Raw genomic sequence first — 17,583 nt, 5'->3', positions numbered from 1 at the left:
TTTGATAAAAAGAAGGAGATAAGTAAAGTGGCAACCAGCGAAGATTACAAACGTCAAATAATGAAAGATTTGGCTAAAGGTGATGTTGAATCTCTGGATGATACTACAGCAGGAGCAACGGCGGAATATCAAAATTTTGATGATTTTGCTCAACGGACAACACCAGATCAACGTCGGCATTTATTTGGTAAGTCTTTACATCCAGATCGGATTCCAAGCAGCCAAATGGAGCCAGAATTACAGAATGCGATCGCACAAATTAAACCCAATGAACGGGATGATGTAGCAAGAGCCTTTTTCAAACACTTGAAGGAAAGAAAGCTTGACGAGAAGCATCTAGAGCAACAGTTGGGGCTTTCTACACACCACGCTAGCCGCATGACTGCTGATGATGTTAGTAAACTTGCGTCTTTCGCATATCATAACCACCCTGATATTTTCCGCGAAGTGTTAGCAGAGCAGCCAGGGATTATCAAGTTTCTCAGTAATCCTGTAGTGGCAGGTATTCTTGGCATTGCAGCAGCTAAGTGGTTGGGTGGTCGTAAGTAACTTCTGAATTTTGAGTGTATAAGTAACAAAGTCAGGTGAGCTATGCTCACCTTTATTTTTTGCTTCTTCTCAACAAAAAAATATGTATTTAATAACACAAAAAATTATTTTTAGCTAAATAAAATTCACATAAATCTTATATATTTTTTTTGATTTAGTTGAATAACAACTAGATTATTTCTTGCTTTTAATCGCATTTTAAAAGATTTTTACCAAAAAATATATCTTAAAGTTTTCATAAATCTAGGTAATGATTTGTTGAAAATGTTTTTTTGTTCAGTTATATTCACTGTGGAATTTGCGGAAAGCAGTAATTATTCCTAGCATATCGAATACGCAAGCGATATTCAATACTGAAGTTATATTGATAGCTGTTTTTAATTGCCACAGAGTGAGCAATTATTTGTCAATTGTGTCTTCTTTGATTGAGTTCTAGCAAACATTAACCATTTACCTTTTCAAAGGAATTAGTTTAATGACCATATTAGCTGTCAGAAAAGAGTTACTGAAGGTTTGTAGCATAGCAGTATTTAGTGCTGTTGCAGCAGGAACACTGGGTATAGGAGAGGCACAAGGGCTTGTTTTAACGTTTGACGATCTTGATGCGACTAGTGAATTTGACGGTAATCAAATTCCAAACGGCTATGGCGGATTGAATTGGGATAACTTTTATTATCTGACTACTCCAACCTACCAAGTTAACCCATCTGGTTATCAATTTGGAACAGTTTCATCACCAAATGTTGCTTACAATTCATTTGGTGATCCTGCCACGGTAAGCAGTGTAAGTATTGACGGTGGTCAGTTTGACTTTAACAGTGCTTATCTCACAGCCGCTTGGAGTAATGGCTTAAATATTCTAGTAGAGGGCTTCTCAGATGGAATAACTAAGTATGCAACGACAGTAACTGTAGATACTACATCCCCTACCCAGTTTAACTTTGACTTTCTTGACATTGACAGTTTAAAATTTACCTCTTCTGGTGGCATTGATGTAGGATATGGAGGTAGTGGCACACAAATTGTTTTAGATAACTTCACCTATAATTCTAAGACCGTTCCCGAACCTACAACTATCTTGGGTTTATTGACAGTCACTAGTTTTGGTATAGCTTTGAGCCGAAAACAAAAGTGGCAACAAAAAGTCACTAGTAAAGTTTAGGCTAATACCAATTTTTTATGAAGCTGCATAGAATTCGATCCCCCCTAGCCCACGCCAGTGGCTCATGGGGGAAACCCCCTTCTCTACGAGACGCTCCGCGTTCGCGTAGCGTTCCGAAGGAAAGGCGCTATCTCCCTTTGGGAGAAGACCGCTCTGGCTCCCCTTAATAAGGGGAGAACCGGAAAAACATCCATCAAAGTCCCCTTTTTTAAGAGGGATTTAGGGGGATAAAGATATGTGCAACTTCACATTAAATTGGTATAACAAACTCAACCAATAGAGAAAAAGAGTGTATTAATTGTGGAGTTATGAAATTTTAACTCCATTTTTATCATTATGTTTAGTTTAATGGATTTAGCAATCTCTAAAACGGGCGTAGCTGCTACAACTCTGTCCTGAAAACTATTTCAAATCTCGAAAAATTGTAGTAATATACCACAGGCATTAACTATCTTCAGCTACATCTGATTGTTAGCGCTCTTAAATTCACAATCGATGAGAATATATCGTGAGCCTAACTCTTTATTTTCTCCGTCACGGACAGACAGAATGCAGTCGCAATAATTCCTTTTGCGGTTCAATAAATTCAGAGCTTACCCCAGAAGGTTTGGAGATGGCAAAGGCTTTTGCTGACGCATATAGTTCTATGAATTGGACAGCAATATTTTGTAGCCCAATGCAACGAGCTGTATTGACAGCAAAACCCTTATGTGAAGCAGTAAATATAGAACCACAACTCAGAGATGGTTTAAAGGAAATAAACTATGGTAAGTGGGAGGGAAAAACGCCAGAAATAATTAGCCGTGAATATCACGATGATTATATTTGCTGGTCAGCAGATCCCGCTTGGAATGCTCCAACTGGTGGAGAAATGGCAGTTACAATTGCTTCTCGCGCCTTGCAGGTAATTGAAGAAATTAAACAAAATTACAGTAGTGGTAATGTTTTAGTTGTTTCACACAAGGCAACCATCAGAATTCTTCTGTGTAGTTTCCTGGGAATTGATGTGGGACGCTTCCGTTTTCGTTTGGGATGCCCTGTTGCTTCGGTCAGTATTGTAGAATTTAGCTCACATGGGCCTCTGGTAAAGGTTTTGGCAGACCGTAGTCATTTGGATGAGCAGTTGCTAAATTTACCAGGGACATGAGGGGAGACGCGATTAATCGCGTCTGTACAATATTATTTTTACCCTTACTCTGGCTGGCTATCTGGCTCAGTGTATTTGCAGTAAACGTTTATTCCAATTTTTAAAATATATAATACGACAATTGTAGCGATCGCACCATCAATCGGTATGCCATGTACTGCTGCAACGGCAACCAGTGAGCCAATGATACTATTGAGCAGAGAAGAACTACCAGGATTCTTGGTGTATTCTTTAATTGTGCCCCGCAAACCATCATCACCACAGATTTCCGCGCGGATTTCGTCGAGGGTCAGCTGTAAAAGAGATTTTTTGCCCTTACTATAATCTGTTGTGCGACTTTCTCTTGCCAGAGTGCATCAAAACTCGCTTCTAGATTGCCGTTGTGTTGTTGCAGGGTAGTAAGTGCATGTTGTGCTGGCGTGTCGTTTGGCAGAAGTTGCTGAAATTCTTGGATTTCGACAGGGGTTAATTGGGCATTCATATATTAAACGATCGCAGTTATAAGTGAATGTCTTGTCGTCACGAACATTACAACATTAAGCCTTAACGTTACAACATTAAGGCTTAATGCTATAACCTTAAGGCTTAACGCTATAACCTTAAGGCTTAACGTTACAACATTAATCACCAGCATTATAAGATTAAGGCTTAAGGTTACGACATTAAGCCTTAACATTACAACTTTTTGACAAAAGCTTATGCGATCGCTCTTTAGGGTAGTGCGCTGTGTGCGATCGCAAGCAATGCTTAAATAAAACTTATGAATGATTTGACGTTGGAAATAAATCTTGCACTGCACCCTACGACTCTGTTTCTAGCCTATCTCGCACTGTCCAAATTGCCTCGCGCACATCTCCAGCGCACTCTTCACCTGTCGCCTCGCGCCAAATGTGTTGAAACTGGCTTTCTTTTAATTGGTGGAGTATACGCGCTAAACATTGGATATCTTCATAAATCCATTCTTCATTGTGCCGATGCTTAATATCATTACCTAAGACTTGAATATAAAATTGTAAGGCATCAGCGTAATTATTCTGCTCCTCCAAAGTTTTACCATATTCTATGAGTGTTGCCGATATTTTATTCGAGATTTTCAGTTCTATTCTAATGTCGAGAGCTTTTTGGAAGTAGGCTATTGCCTCGTCAAAATTCTTTTTTAATTTTGCAATTTCACCCAAACCTTGGTACTCGTCTGAAGCATTATACCAATCCTCTTTATCTTCATAAATTTGAAGAGCTTGATAGTAAAGTTGTTTTGCAAAATCTAGATTTCCTTGAAGCTTTGCTACCTCACCTAACTCATGATAAATACCAGCAGCAAAATAATCATATCCCAATTGTTCACAAATATGTAAAGCTTTTGTATAATTTAAAATTGCTTGGGTATAATCTCCTTTATATCGTGCTACTACACCCATTTCTTGATAAACACCTATAAGTCTGTGCAAATCACCAGCATCTTCATAAATTTTAAAAGCCTTTTGGTAGTAGTGAGTTGCAGTTTTAAATCTTCCTTGTTGTCGGGCAGTTACTCCTAATTCATAATAAACCGCCGCTGCATGATAAAAATCACCAGTATCTTTATAAATTTTTAGCCCACTTTTATAATAGTTATAAGCTGCATTAAAATCATTGGTTTCTCGTGATATAGTACCTAAATTTACATAGGCAATTGCAATTTCGCCAATGAGAGATGAATCATCTAATGCTGTATATATATCTAGAATTTCTTGATGAATCAGTCTAGCGTTATCTATTTCACCTTGTCGAAGGGCTTCTAGAGCATCAGCACTTTTTAAATATGTCCAGAATCCAAAAGCGCTTTCATCATTTGCCTTTACTTCTGCTAAGTTTGTACCAATTTGAGCAAGTGCCTTTCGTCGCAAAGAGCGATACTCTGCGGTGAAACCAAGAATATCATAAACTTGACCTAAAGCTCTTAAAATTCCTGCTGCTGCACTCCAAGCTTTTTGGTTTAGTGCAAACCGTAAATATTGCAGTAGGTTTGGCTCTTCAAGTAATAGAACTGTAGTTGCTGTATCAGCATTTCCTCGGTCTTGTATATCATGGGCAACGGCTAATATTAAGTAAAAGAGCATCAACTTTCTTTCAAGTTCGCTAACCTTCTGGATATTGTGGTGTTGGGATAAGTGTTGCCGTAAATACCAAGGTAAAGCAGGATGAATTTTGTAAATGCCATCCCCGGTATTTTCTAAAATTCCGGCTTTTACTGCCTCATTTAGAATCTTTAACCAGTCTTTTATTTCTAGATTTTCTCCAAAGATATCTTTATATTTTTGTCTAAAAATCAGCAAATTATCAAAGTTTAAATCTTTTGAAAAGTGAGAGAGCGTACCAACATAAACCCTATCCGAAAACAAAGCCAAAAACGGTAAATGTTGACGTGTACGTTTCGACAACTTAGCAAAAGAATAATCCAACGATACCGTGAGAGATTTATCTCTTCCATCCTCCTCTGCACCCCTAAAAGTATCCAACCCCCGCCGCAGCGCCTCAATTAACTGCACAGGTGTCTGCATTTTTAAATGCGGTAACACCACCCGCAAAGACAATGGATGTCCCCCCAACAATTTCAACAATTCCAAATACTCTTCTGACAGGTTCTTTCTCTCAACTCCCACCGTTTGCAGAATCTTCGCGGCTAACTCTTGGGCATCCGCTTGAGACAACCCCTGCAAGTTGATTAAACTATACCCACAATCCAGCCAAACTTCTTCGCGGCGACTGGTAATTAATACCCAAGATTTACCACCCCGCAATTCTTTAAGAAATCGCTTCAGCTTGTTTCTCTCTTCCCCATTCAATAATGGTTCATTCCCCGTAGGGAAACCGTTGACAGGTTCAAAGTTATCCCAAATCAACAAGCAAGGATTAGTTTGCAGATATTGCCGCACCACATCCTCTTGCTTTTCTGGCATCATTTGGGAAAATCTCTCACCTCCTAACGCCCTACCAATTTGGTTAATTACCTGACTCAACCCCGCACCCTGTTCAAAAGAGGTAAAGAACATACCGCCTGTACGTCCTTGAGTGTCATTTAACCACCGGGCGAAACCTGCGGCTAACTCAGTTTTACCAACGCCGCCCATTCCCTGCACTAAAACCAGATGATTTTGCCGAAATGCTCTCTCTAAACGCAAAATCTCATAATCTCGCCCAATAAAACCATAAGCATTTTCATCAGGTAAACCTACAGCTTTGCTACTTTCTGGCGTGTTGTCTGCTTGCGCCATCAAATCAGCAAAACTGGGTGCTGTCTTTTTAGGAACAAAAGGCGTATAGGGTTCTTGCTGATACAACACCGGCACAAGCCAATCTTGTAAAGGTAAATTTTCTTTGGGACTGGGGCGCATTTTGTCAATAGACATGGATTTACGCCCTGCTGCAACAGCTGTGGCGATACACTCTCCCCTGACTAATTCCCCATACAACCGCCCAATAAAGTGTTCTGCACCTTTGGCGTAAACTGAATACGCCATCGCTACCACACCCTTAGCCCCCAATTTCACCAACTGTCCCGCCACTGAAGAAAAAGCTTCTTCCCCTACTTGTCCAGAGTTGCAAGCATTCAGCACAAAAATTGGCACACGGCAATCTGTTAAATATTGGGCAATTTCTCTTGCACTTACAACTTGCTCATTTCCCTGTTCATCCTCAAAGACTAAAACTCCCTGTGTCTCGCTGTCAAAATTCCCATGTCCATCAAAATGGACGATATGATAAAAACCCTTATTCGCTTGCAGTTCTGCTTCAAATGCTTTCAAACTAGGGGGACGCAATACCTTAAGATTGACTCGCTGACGTATCGGTTGCAGCGCCGCCAGCAGTGGACGGGCAATGGTTTTAAACCCAACGTCTTGCTGATCGTAAGGACGCGCAATAACTAGTAAAATATTTAGTTGGTCATCGGGCATTGGTGGCAATGGTGCTTTTACGCCCTGACTGCTGAGACTGCGATACATCCCCGCCAGTGAAGGTGCAAGAAATTGATAATCGGGGGAATATAGCAATTCCCAAGGTAAGTTCAGCACATTGGCGTTATCAGAAATGATGCCCAGTTCACACTTATCTAGCCCTTCTCGTGTGGCTTCCTGAAAAAACTCTCTTCCTTTCTCTGTACTGCGAAATACTAGCTCAAATAGCTGTTGTCCCCAATGCTGTAATTTTTGTTCAATTTTTACAGCGTTATCTGGAAAAATGCCGTAAGGAAACTTTAGATAATCTTCTAAATACCAGCGCAACTCAGCCGCATTTTTTTCATCGAAGGGTTGCTGGAAGGCGACTTCTGACGCAAAACGAGGACTTTCATATCCGCGTTGCCAAGAAAGTTGGATTTTGTCATCTTGATGCGTAATCCGCAACCAATTCTGCGCCATAGCTACTGCCAATACTAGTTTAGATGCTACCTTATCTTAGTCATTCACGCAGAGGTTAGCTGATTACGCAAATTAAATCAGCAAATTTGCGTCAAATCGTGGCGAATTGAGGGTTTAAATTTAAACGCAAAGGTTCGCAAAGGTAAACGCAAAGAGGCGCAGAGAATTTGCTACGAATTAATGAAATTTTCTACTAAGCTTTTAATTCAGTACAGATACAGCGATAATTTACTCAAATCATCACCGAGTTGTTTCATGCTGCCAGTTATTGAAAGCATTGTATTACGTCAAATGGCTTCGGGCGATCGCCTTTACTTACAACTATACAAATTTATCGGTGCTCAACCTGGTAAAAAGGTATACATTCAATCTAATCTGCACGGTGCAGAAATTACTGGTAATGCCGTTATTCACCAGCTAATTGAGTTTTTATTAACAATAAATGATACAAACTTAACTGGAGAAATTTGGCTAGTTCCCGTTTGTAATCCAATGGGGACGAATGAACGCGCTCATCATTTTTCCCCTGGACGATATTGCGTTTACGAAGCCAAAGACTGGAATCGCATATTTTGGGACTACGAAAAAGAAGCTGATGATTTAGTAGCTTTTACTAAATCTCAACTTCATATCGATCTAGAGGTCGTCAGACAAAAATATCTAACTATAATTAAGCGACAATTCGCAAAAACTTTAGAAAAAATTAATTCTTCTGGTGGTGTTCCTTACACTGAGATTTTTGCCTACAAGCTACAAAATCTGAGTTTAGATGCAGATTACTTAATTGATTTGCATAGTTCTACAAATCAAGCTTTAGACTACGTTTATTACTTCCGAAATCGAGAAGATAGTGCAAAATACTTCCTGCTTGATTTCGGAATATTGCTTGACAAATATGATGGTGATGCTTTTGATGAAGCTTTTATCAAACCTTGGTTAGCACTGGAAGCTTGTTTTAAAGATTTGGGTAGAGAAATCAAGTTTGATGTGGAAGCTTGGACGCTAGAATTAGGCTCAGGAATGCAAATGAACGCTGATTCAGTCGCTAAAGGTGTACGGGGTGTAAGAAACTATTTAGTGCAAAAAGGTGTATTGCAAATTCCTAATTTATCGGATGACACAAAAACCCATGAGATGACTTTTGCATCTAGCAGCAACCGGAAAAAATATTATGCGATCGCAGGTGGTATGATTCAATCCAGGATTGAATTAGGTAGCACAGTCAAAGCTGGAGACAAGCTGTATCAAATTCTCAGTTTTAATAAAGAAGGTCAACTACCTACTGTAATTGATGTCTGCGCTCAACATGATGGATTAGTTTATGATGTCGCAACCAACCAAGCTGTGAATGAAGGTGAATTTGTCTTAGGAGTTATTAGTTAGGAGTTTTTTTGCAAGCGTCTCTTCCCCTTCTCCCAAAAAGAGAAGCAACTGGCGTGTGAATGTTATAAGACTAATAGGGCTAAAATTGAGTTATATCTGTATAAAAGAGAGAATAATGATGCTAAATGCGGTAGAGTTTCAAGCAAAAATCCAAAATGGTTTAATTCAGATTCCCGATGAGTACAAACAAGAACTCGGTGAAGGAGATGATATTAAAGTAATTGTTTTGTTAAATAAAAAATCATCTCAGAAACAAGACATAATTGATGAATTGACTGAAAATCCAATTCAAGTAAATGGTGTACTCAGCCGTGAACAAATTTACAATCGCTAGCTATGAGAAATGATGCATTTTTTATTGATACAAATGTTTGGCTCTATCGTTTGTTTGACGATAAAAAGATAGAAGTGGGAGAAAGAGAAAAAAAGCGCAATATTGCTATTTCAATTACGTCAAATCAAGGAATAGTTATCAGTACGCAAGTTGTGAATGAGGTTTCTGCTAACTTACTGAAAAAAGCAGCCTTTAACGAAGAGCAAATTAAAGCTGTGATTCAGTCGCTTTATCGTCGCTGCACTGTAGTAGATTTCAACCTGAGTATTTTGAAATCTGCATCGGATATCCGCAGACGGTATAATTTTTCTTTTTGGGATGGTTTAATTGTTGCTTGTGCGTTGTCCGCAGAAGCAACAATTCTCTATTCTGAAGATATGCAGGATGGGTTAGTATTACCTGGTCAATTAGAGATTGTGAATCCATTTAAATGAAAGTAGAGAATTAGGTTTACAGTTATTCTCATAGGATTCGCCAAGGCTAAACTCCGCATTCAGCACTAAATTCAGTCTCCTAAATAAATACCCATGCCACGAGCAGTTTTAACTAAAGTACCATTTGGATCAACAGCGCTATATTGAGCGATCGCTTCTGTAATTGGTACACTTAATACTTGGCGATTTTGCCATGTCACCATGCGATCGTATTTACCCTCTGCAATGAGATTAACCGCCGCTACGCCAAAGGCTGTTGCAACTAATCTATCTAGTGGCGAAGCAGTTCCACCGCGTTGAATGTGTCCTAAAACTGTAACTCGTGTTTCTACACCGATGTGTTCAATAATTTTATCTGCTAAATATTCGCCAATTCCACCGTATCGAGATTGACCTAAGCGATTTGTAATTGTCACATTTTCCCCATCGTGGGTACGAACCGCTTCAGAGACAATTATCAAACAATAGTTTTTACCTTTTTCTTGGCGTTCTTTTATTTTGTGGCAAATATGCTCAACTGTGTAAGGGATTTCAGGAATTAAAATTACATTTGCTCCCCCAGCAATTCCCGCAGCTATTGCTATGTGTCCGGCATCACGCCCCATTACTTCTAAAATCATGACTCGGCTATGACTTGCAGCAGTAAAATGCAACCTATCTAATGCTTCTGTAGCAATATTGACTGCTGTATCAAAACCAATAGCATGTTCAGTAACGCCAATATCGTTATCAATCGTTTTGGGAATACCTACTAGATTAATGCCTCCTTGTTGGGCAAGGCGGCGGAGAATTGCCAAGCTACCATCGCCGCCAATACCAATCAAAGCGTCTAAACCTAGCTCATGATAACCTGCAATGATTTCTTCGGAGCGATCGCATAAACTCCCATCCGCCATTGGAAAAGCAAAAGGGTCGCCTTTATTGGTTGTCCCCAACATTGTGCCACCCGCAGTTAATAGCGAGTCAACTTGATCTACTTCCAGTTTTGTGAATTGTTGTGGACGCGCCATTAATCCTAGAGTCGCTTGACGAATTCCCAAAACTTCCCAGCCGTAAGTATCTACAGCACAATTAACTACAGCCCTAATTACAGCATTTAAACCAGAACAATCACCTCCACTGGTCAGAATTCCAATGCGTTTGCGTTCTCCCATCTCTTTTATTGACATTTTGATTCAAAAATATTGAGTAGTCGATGAACTTAAGCCAAAGTTAGCAACAGATTAAACCTAAGCAAAAAACTTCCCTGTAAATGCCAAAGTAATTTTATGTTTATTTTGTGTCTAAAAACAAAACATAAGTTTAAGAATTTAGAACTCAGCAGCCAAAAGTCAGAAATTATCTGGATTTGGTATGATTACCGACGCAATAAGGTAAATTTAGAGTTTGATTTTTTTAACATTCTGACTACTGAATTCCCACTCCTGAATTCTCCAACAAAGGTTATCTCAGCTGTAAAATATTAAGTGTAGAGCCAGTAGTAGATTAAACCTAAGCAAAAGCAATCCCCGAAAATGCTAGGGTGTTTTTATGCTTGTTTTGTATCTAAGAAAAAACCAAGTTATCCCAGCTATAAAATATGAGGGTGGAGCCAAAGGTGACTAGTATTGATAATTACAACTTCTCTTTTTCAGGAGAAGTCACAATCCCACAGGCTCCTCCTGACTTTAAATCAGGTTTTATCGGCATTGTTGGTCGTCCAAATGTCGGTAAATCTACTTTGATGAATCAATTAGTAGGACAAAAAATTGCCATTACATCACCGATAGCGCAAACAACACGTAACCGCTTGCGGGGCATTTTAACTACCCCAGAGGCGCAGTTAATTTTTGTAGATACGCCAGGAATTCATAAGCCCCATCATCAATTGGGCGAAGTATTGGTGCAAAATGCCAAAATTGCCATTGAATCGGTAGATGTAGTCCTATTTGTGGTAGATGGAGCAGTAGCTTGTGGATCGGGCGATCGCTATATTGCCGAATTGCTCAGTCGTAGCAAAACACCCGTGATTCTGGGCGTGAACAAAAGTGACCAACAACCGGACGATTCTCAGTTTATAGATGATAGTTACGCTCAGATGGCCCAGTCACATGAATGGGAAATTGTGAAATTTTCTGCCAAGACGAGTGCAGGATTACCGCAACTTCAAGAGTTATTAATTGAACATTTAGAAATTGGGCCGTTATACTACCCGCCAGATTTGGTAACAGACCAGCCAGAACGCTTTATTATGGGTGAATTAATCCGAGAACAAATTTTATTATTGACTCGTGAAGAAGTACCCCATTCAGTAGCGATCGCTATTGACCTAGTAGAAGAAACTCCCAGCATTACTCGTGTACTTGCTACCATCAACGTTGAACGTGATTCTCAAAAAGGCATACTCATTGGCAAAGGCGGAGCAATGCTCAAAGCAATTGGTAGTGAAGCCCGCGAACAAATCCAAAAGTTAATCGCTGGCAAAGTTTACCTCGAATTGTTTGTCAAAGTTCAACCAAAATGGCGACAGTCGCGGATTAGTTTAGCAGAGTTAGGCTATCGCGTCGAAGAATAAATTAGTCATTGGTCATTAGTCATTGATCACTTGTACTGAGTCTCGACTGCGCGGAAATCGAGCGAAGTCGAGATTCAACTACCGCGTAGTCGTAAAGCCTGCGGCATAGATATGCTTAGGGCGCTGCCTCTCCAAGAGTTGTATTGGTTAAAAGAGCTAATGACAAAGGACTAATGACTAATGACAAAGGACAAATGATTAATGACTCTTAATAAATAATGTCTTTAGATACTCGCTATCCCTTAAATTTACCAGCCAATGCTCCGCCGTTGCGGGTGTTAATTGTCGAAGACGATCCGATGATGCAACTGGGATTAGAGCAATCGTTAATGGCTCATCCTCAGTTGGAAATTGTTGGGCAAGCTGAAGATGGTTATTTGGGAGTTCAAGCAGCACTGCAACTTAAACCCGATTTAGTGGTTATGGATATTGGATTGCCGCGATTGGATGGCATTGCAGCGACACAGCAAATTAAGGCGGCGCTGCCAGCAACTCATGTAGTGATGCTGACATCTCATCAAACGGAGACAGAAATTATTGCCGCGCTATCTAGCGGTGCAGATGCGTATTGTATTAAAGGTGCAAGTGTAGAACGATTGTTAAGTGCGATCGCAGCCGCAGTTGATGGTGCAGCCTATCTCGATCCCCAAATTGCGCGGCGAGTAATTGATAATCTCAAACCTCCTGCACCCACCAGCAACAACGCCAATTTATCTGGGCGCGAGTTAGAAGTGTTGAAACTCATGGTAGACGGGTTGAGTAACCCAGAGATTGCCGAAAAACTCTATCTCAGTCCCAACACCATAAAAACCCACGTCCGAGGGATTATGAATAAATTAGCAGTAGACGATCGCGTACAAGCAGCAGTCGTTGCATTGCGTTCAGGTTTGGTTTGATGTCAGAATACATTCACATCTTTACTACTGAAATATCTGGATAAGTGTGGGTAGCGCTCCCTACTGTGTCTGCAACTTTAAAAATACTAAATGTCAACCTTAAGGCAGTATTTCTAACTATCAAAATAGTTGTAAAAACTTTAAAGTTAGCTAATTTTTCTCCATGCGTTCATTAATATTTCAAAACTTGAAGCTTACTATTCTTACAGCTTTAGTATTTACGATTCTTGGCTATATTCTAAGTCTACCTCTAAGTCTTCTCCGCAACTCAGAAGCAGCACGATGGCAATTCCATCTACAACCTAGAGTAGCTATTGAAAACCGAAAGCTTGATGAGCTTGGAAATTTTCAAGCTAGGGTAGCACTTGGAGGTACAGCGCTTGGAATCCTAGTAGCTCAAACAACCTTTATTGCGTATATATTTGGACTTAGCAATCGTAGTACTAAGCAGTAACCGACCAATGCAGCAAAATACAGAAATAAACCTTAGCAAAGATAATAATACTGTTGTATCCAAACTGAAGGCTGAGTTTCCGTCTTTCTGCGCCAATAGTCGGGAAGAATGGCGGAGATGGTTAGAGGAAAACCATCTTATCTCTTTTGGTGTATGGCTTATTTACTACAAAGTAAAAAGCGGTAAACCAAGTGTTCTATATAGCGAAGCGGTAAAAGAAGCCTTATGCTTTGGTTGGATTGATAGTAAAGTCAAATCCATAGATGAAGAACGTTATATGCAAATCTTTACACCTCGAAAACCGAAAAGCGTGTGGTCAAAATTAAATAAACAATATATTGAAGAACTTATAGACCAAGGTTTCATGACTACAGTTGGTCTGGAAAAAATTGAAGCTGCAAAACTAAATGGTTCATGGAATACCTTAGATGCGAGCGAAGCATTAATTATTCCCTCAGATTTAAAGCAGGCATTAGAAGAAAACACAACTGCTAAAGACTATTTTGAAAAATTTAATAATTCATCCAAAAAGAATATTCTTTTTTGGATTGACAGTGCAAAACGTCCAGAAACAAGATTGAAGAGAATTGAACAAACCATCAACTCAGTAGCCGCGAACAAAAATCCATTAGTACGATAACAAAGCTAAAGCGATTGCTTGACAACGTGTCTTTTTAGATAAAAATTACTTGAGTAAATCTTTAAATCCCAATCAAAAGTAGAGGCGTACATATAAATATATGTACGCCTCCATATCCAATTCATGTTTTCAAAAATGGTCAACTTCAATGCATTTTAGTTAAAAGAGTTTGAGAGTTGATTAGGGTCTAGATTAGCAGGAAATAATAAAATTTCCTTGCCTTCTAAGTTTGCCTTCTGGTGAAGCAAAATTGCCTTTCCCAAAGAACAATATTTAATTGGAACCCATCTGTCGCTATAAAAGTAGACAGTTACTCGGCTCATTGCATACTCTTTCAACGGCAGTGGAAGAGACCAGGAAGATTCCCCAGTTTGAACCTTACCTGTTGAGTCCATGCTTTGAACCTCAGTTATTAAGTATATATACTTTGACCCACAAGGATGATTTAAAGTAACTATCATAAGTTACAAAAAACTGCCTTGAAGCCTAATCTTTAGGTAAAAATTAGAATAATTAGAAATAACCTAAAGATATGGGAGAAGTTAGTCTATACTGGGGCGAATGAACAGATTTCAAAGACTCGTTCACGAGTATCAAAGACTTATCTGACAAATTACGCATAGCGGTACTAATGTTGATGCACTCGTTCAAGCAACCATAATGAAGCAACAGTACCCACAAAGTGAGCGGCAATCCCGGTAATGTCTGCCACAACCACAAAAACATCCATCGGTCGAATAATGTTATAGGGGTTGGTGATTGCCACTCCTGGAGGTTGGGATATAGATTTTGCCACTAGCACGAACACGGTTGAACCAGCACCTAAGAGAGTTAATAATATTCCTACTAAACCCACAATTATCCCCAGTCGGAGGATTTTAGTTGTATTTGGCTTACTGGGATGCAAAGCTGGATTGGAATTTTGTAAAGCTTTGCCTATGTGAGTGTAACGAAAGTTCCAATAGAGACTGAATAACAATAGTACAATTCCGCAGACAGCCCAAAATATGCCAATTCCAAGACCAGCATTCTGTTGCTGAACAAATTCGCGACCAGTCAAGGCAAACAACAAAGCTAAGACAGAAACCACTCCAATTGCCAATTGCAGCCAGAAAGAAATCCAACCTGTAAGGCGAATAGTATTACCAATTCCTCTTGTTTCTACTGGTAGCGATGGCTGCGCCAACGTCTTCGACGAACCCACTTCTGATTCTGTTTGCATAGAAATTCCCTTAATCCGCCTACTCCCAAGAATATTTCCCCGGTTCGCCCCATACCCCCATCTTTAGACATAATCATCTCAACATCCTGGGGAATAAATAAGGCAGGGGTAAGGGCACAGGGTTTAAGATGCGCTAACCCTGGGGCTGTGTGTAGGCTATCCAAATCCTAAAATAGAAGCAGCGATTAAGCCACGATTGCCACAATCAGCCGTGTTGCACCGCGAAACTTATAAATTAGCAGAGCAAGAAGAAGCGATCGCTCACTACAACGAGATCATCAAAGAATTCTATACTGAACAAAAGATGAATGTCCCTGGTGATTGGTCAGAACACTCAGCCCAAAGGATCGCAACTGTTGAGTCATTGAGAGGACGCGATCGCTTGCGTGAAGTTCTCAATCACCTTGGCTTCAAGTTACTCTAGAATAATTAACGAGTACCATCGATACTAGTTTTATTCAGATCGGAGTGTTTCTGAGATTTCTAAGATCATTACCCGCTTCAGTAGGACAGATAGCCCACTAGCCTTGCTGCGCCGACAATTTGTAGGACAAATTGGATAATTAGCCCTAATTTCAGGGGAATTTTTCGGGATTTTTGGGATTGGTTGGGGCGTTGGCCTAGCCTCTCCTTGGTAGAATCGCTAATCATGTTGTTCCAGGAATTGTGTAAAATATTCTCCTGACCAGATGTTAAAACCCCTTATACAAATAAAGGGTTTTAGAATGCCCCGAAAACTTTCAGTTACGCTGAAGATAAAAGGGTTATATCTCTTGCCAAAGTACTAAGCACATCTGAGTATTGCTTTATTTTCTTTTGTTTGCCTGTTTTTGGGGCAAAACAGATGTTGAGGGCAATATTTATTAACGCGGCAAAAAAGTTAGAAAACTATGCACGGATTGCTAAGACGTGCCTGGACGTAGAGGGTTCAATGCGCCGTCGCGCCCCTATGAAGCGTCAAGAAATAGCTGATTAAATAGAATTTTAACCGATTTAATCATATATTTTGTAGCAGATACTTGTGGAAAAGCAAATGCTAGGTGTAAATGTTGTTATGAAAGTTGGCGATCGCGTCCGCGTTAAAGATTCGGTAGTAGTGTATCATCACCCTGAACATCGGAATCAGGCTTTTGACATCAAAGGTACAGAAGGTGATGTAGTAGGTATTGCCACCCAATGGCGAGACAGACCAGTAAGCGCTAATTTGCCGATTGTAGTCCAGTTTAGTAAAAAGTTTAAAGCCCATTTACGTGAAAATGAGTTAGAAATCATCTAAATCACTTATCGCCGGCGAAACCACTGAAAAATATTCAGTTCGCCGCGCATTCTTTTTAGCTCTTGGCGGTTCTGCTCTGCTGTTGTATAATACCATTCACAATAACGCTGAAACTCTGACCTTGAGCGAACTTCGTGGTAGAACTGGTGAGTTGTTTGGTAAGCAGCAAAAGCTTCCTCAACTTGGGGTTGAGGCGATGGTATAATATAAGGTAAGTTTTTAGACATGAAGTTAATTTAGTTAGTCATTTGTCATTTGTCATTAAGAGTTTGAAGTTAAAATTTTGGAATTCAGGCAATTACCGCATTTTATAATTCCTAACTCATAATTCCTAACTCATAACATTATTAAATCCAACCGCGTAAGCGATAGACCAAAGAACCAATGTACTCTTTTAAAGCGCTGGTAAATTGGTGCAAGTTGTCGGTATCAGGTAATAAATTTAGTATAGCGGCTTTGGGAGTAGCACCAAGTTCTTGCAGTTCACCCTGACTAACTAAAAAGTCTGTGGGTGCGGGAATAACATTAATTCCTTGACGCTGAAAAATGTTAAGCGATCGCGGCATGTGCATTGCCGAAGTAACTAATAATACTTGCTTGATACCACGAGATTCTAAAATTTTTCGGACATTTACAGCATTTTGATAAGTATTGAGAGATTCAGGTTCCTGAATAATCGCGTCAGATGGAATACCAATAGATGTGAGTATTGTTGCCATATCTGCCGATTCTGGTGAACCGCTACCACGCCAATCAATGCGACCCCCGCTAAGAATGATTATAGGTGCTTTTTTTTGGCGATATAGTTGGGCGGCATAAATCACGCGATCGCCCGATTCACTCAAATCAACCGTAGGTCTTGGGGGAACAGCTGATTTAGTTGCGCCACCCAAAACCACAATCGCTTCTGCAACTGGTATTTGGGCGAGTGGTAGATTTTGCCATTCTAGTGATCGCACTAATGATTTAGCAATCCAAGCGTTACTACAAAATAGTAACAAAGTTAGGGCAAAAGCAATTGCGATCGCCGCAGTGCGCGGTCGTTTCCACAAGGTGATTAATGCTATCACCAAACTTACACAGGCTAATCCTAGTGGATAAAAAAATAGTGGTAGTAATTTGGAAAGATATAAAA

Annotated in this window: 16 protein-coding genes and 2 pseudogenes; 11 read left to right on the top strand and 7 right to left on the bottom strand. The window is 39.9% G+C overall.

Annotation, left to right across the window (positions count from 1 at the left end; genetic code table 11):
• The first annotated feature begins 27 nt into the window (after positions 1-27).
• The 3 genes from GNF10_RS18720 to GNF10_RS18710 all read left to right on the top strand — a co-directional run bounded on the left by GNF10_RS18720 (position 28) and on the right by GNF10_RS18710 (position 2,858).
• Positions 28-549 carry a hypothetical protein gene (locus GNF10_RS18720; RefSeq protein WP_185581957.1) on the top strand — a complete coding sequence of 174 codons (522 nt, stop codon included), beginning with the start codon at positions 28-30 and terminating at the stop codon, positions 547-549.
• A gap of 475 nt (positions 550-1,024) precedes the next feature.
• Positions 1,025-1,711 carry a PEP-CTERM sorting domain-containing protein gene (locus tag GNF10_RS18715; protein ID WP_185584870.1) on the top strand — a complete coding sequence of 229 codons (687 nt, stop codon included), beginning with the start codon at positions 1,025-1,027 and terminating at the stop codon, positions 1,709-1,711.
• Positions 1,712-2,219: 508 nt separating this feature from the next.
• Positions 2,220-2,858: a histidine phosphatase family protein gene (locus GNF10_RS18710; RefSeq protein WP_185584871.1), complete on the top strand. Its 639-nt coding sequence runs from the start codon at positions 2,220-2,222 to the stop codon at positions 2,856-2,858.
• A gap of 44 nt (positions 2,859-2,902) precedes the next feature.
• On the opposite strand, the pseudogene GNF10_RS18705 reads toward GNF10_RS18710, so the two are convergent.
• Together GNF10_RS18705 and GNF10_RS18700 are read right to left on the bottom strand one after the other, a co-directional pair.
• Positions 2,903-3,339: pseudogene (locus GNF10_RS18705) on the bottom strand (hypothetical protein).
• Positions 3,340-3,658: 319 nt separating this feature from the next.
• The gene (locus GNF10_RS18700) at positions 3,659-7,255 is read right to left on the bottom strand and encodes a tetratricopeptide repeat protein (RefSeq protein WP_185584872.1); all 3,597 of its coding nucleotides are present in this window, start codon (positions 7,253-7,255) and stop codon (positions 3,659-3,661) included.
• Between the two features lie 255 nt (positions 7,256-7,510).
• Here GNF10_RS18700 and GNF10_RS18695 point away from each other — a divergent pair, with 255 nt between their 5' ends.
• The 3 genes from GNF10_RS18695 to GNF10_RS18685 all read left to right on the top strand — a co-directional run bounded on the left by GNF10_RS18695 (position 7,511) and on the right by GNF10_RS18685 (position 9,406).
• Entirely contained in the window at positions 7,511-8,638 is a 1,128-nt protein-coding gene (locus GNF10_RS18695) for a succinylglutamate desuccinylase/aspartoacylase family protein (protein WP_185584879.1), read from the top strand.
• 115 nt (positions 8,639-8,753) lie between these two features.
• A complete protein-coding gene (locus GNF10_RS18690; protein WP_260446072.1) occupies positions 8,754-8,972 on the top strand; it encodes a hypothetical protein in 219 nt (72 codons plus the stop codon).
• 2 nt (positions 8,973-8,974) lie between these two features.
• The gene (locus GNF10_RS18685; RefSeq protein ID WP_185584873.1) at positions 8,975-9,406 is read left to right on the top strand and encodes a PIN domain-containing protein; all 432 of its coding nucleotides are present in this window, start codon (positions 8,975-8,977) and stop codon (positions 9,404-9,406) included.
• A gap of 71 nt (positions 9,407-9,477) precedes the next feature.
• Here GNF10_RS18685 and GNF10_RS18680 read toward each other — a convergent pair whose 3' ends face one another.
• Complete coding sequence (locus tag GNF10_RS18680) at positions 9,478-10,560, bottom strand: ATP-dependent 6-phosphofructokinase (protein ID WP_185584881.1); 1,083 nt, start codon at positions 10,558-10,560, stop codon at positions 9,478-9,480.
• 425 nt (positions 10,561-10,985) lie between these two features.
• Between GNF10_RS18680 and era the strand changes: the two genes are divergently transcribed.
• The 3 genes from era to GNF10_RS18665 all read left to right on the top strand — a co-directional run bounded on the left by era (position 10,986) and on the right by GNF10_RS18665 (position 13,950).
• On the top strand, positions 10,986-11,960 hold the full coding sequence (era, locus tag GNF10_RS18675) for a GTPase Era (RefSeq protein ID WP_185584874.1): 975 nt from the start codon (positions 10,986-10,988) through the stop codon (positions 11,958-11,960).
• Between the two features lie 218 nt (positions 11,961-12,178).
• Positions 12,179-12,856, top strand: a complete 678-nt coding sequence (locus tag GNF10_RS18670; protein ID WP_185584875.1) for a response regulator transcription factor — start codon at positions 12,179-12,181, stop codon at positions 12,854-12,856.
• Positions 12,857-13,317: 461 nt separating this feature from the next.
• Complete coding sequence (locus GNF10_RS18665; RefSeq protein WP_185584876.1) at positions 13,318-13,950, top strand: YdeI family protein; 633 nt, start codon at positions 13,318-13,320, stop codon at positions 13,948-13,950.
• A gap of 628 nt (positions 13,951-14,578) precedes the next feature.
• Here the strand turns inward: GNF10_RS18665 and GNF10_RS18660 are convergent.
• Positions 14,579-15,172, bottom strand: coding sequence for a DUF3611 family protein (locus tag GNF10_RS18660; protein WP_185584877.1), 594 nt, complete (start codon positions 15,170-15,172; stop codon positions 14,579-14,581).
• A gap of 142 nt (positions 15,173-15,314) precedes the next feature.
• On the opposite strand from GNF10_RS18660, the pseudogene GNF10_RS18655 reads away from it, so the two are divergent.
• Positions 15,315-15,596 (top strand): annotated as a pseudogene (locus GNF10_RS18655) (NADPH-dependent oxidoreductase); the annotation flags it as partial.
• A 77-nt stretch (positions 15,597-15,673) separates the two neighbouring features.
• On the opposite strand, the gene GNF10_RS18650 reads toward GNF10_RS18655, so the two are convergent.
• Complete coding sequence (locus GNF10_RS18650; RefSeq protein WP_185592766.1) at positions 15,674-15,823, bottom strand: hypothetical protein; 150 nt, start codon at positions 15,821-15,823, stop codon at positions 15,674-15,676.
• Between the two features lie 403 nt (positions 15,824-16,226).
• Here GNF10_RS18650 and GNF10_RS18645 point away from each other — a divergent pair, with 403 nt between their 5' ends.
• Positions 16,227-16,448 carry a ferredoxin-thioredoxin reductase variable chain gene (locus tag GNF10_RS18645; protein WP_185584882.1) on the top strand — a complete coding sequence of 74 codons (222 nt, stop codon included), beginning with the start codon at positions 16,227-16,229 and terminating at the stop codon, positions 16,446-16,448.
• A gap of 5 nt (positions 16,449-16,453) precedes the next feature.
• Here GNF10_RS18645 and GNF10_RS18640 read toward each other — a convergent pair whose 3' ends face one another.
• A complete protein-coding gene (locus GNF10_RS18640; RefSeq protein WP_185584878.1) occupies positions 16,454-16,675 on the bottom strand; it encodes a hypothetical protein in 222 nt (73 codons plus the stop codon).
• A 120-nt stretch (positions 16,676-16,795) separates the two neighbouring features.
• The coding region (locus tag GNF10_RS18635; protein ID WP_185607198.1) for a YdcF family protein at positions 16,796-17,583 on the bottom strand (788 nt) is incomplete at its 5' end.

The organism is Nostoc sp. UCD121, from assembly GCF_014222285.1.
Taxonomy (GTDB): domain Bacteria; phylum Cyanobacteriota; class Cyanobacteriia; order Cyanobacteriales; family Nostocaceae; genus Nostoc.
Note: the sequence above shows the minus strand (reverse complement) of the source record. Positions and strands in the feature narration are given on the sequence as shown.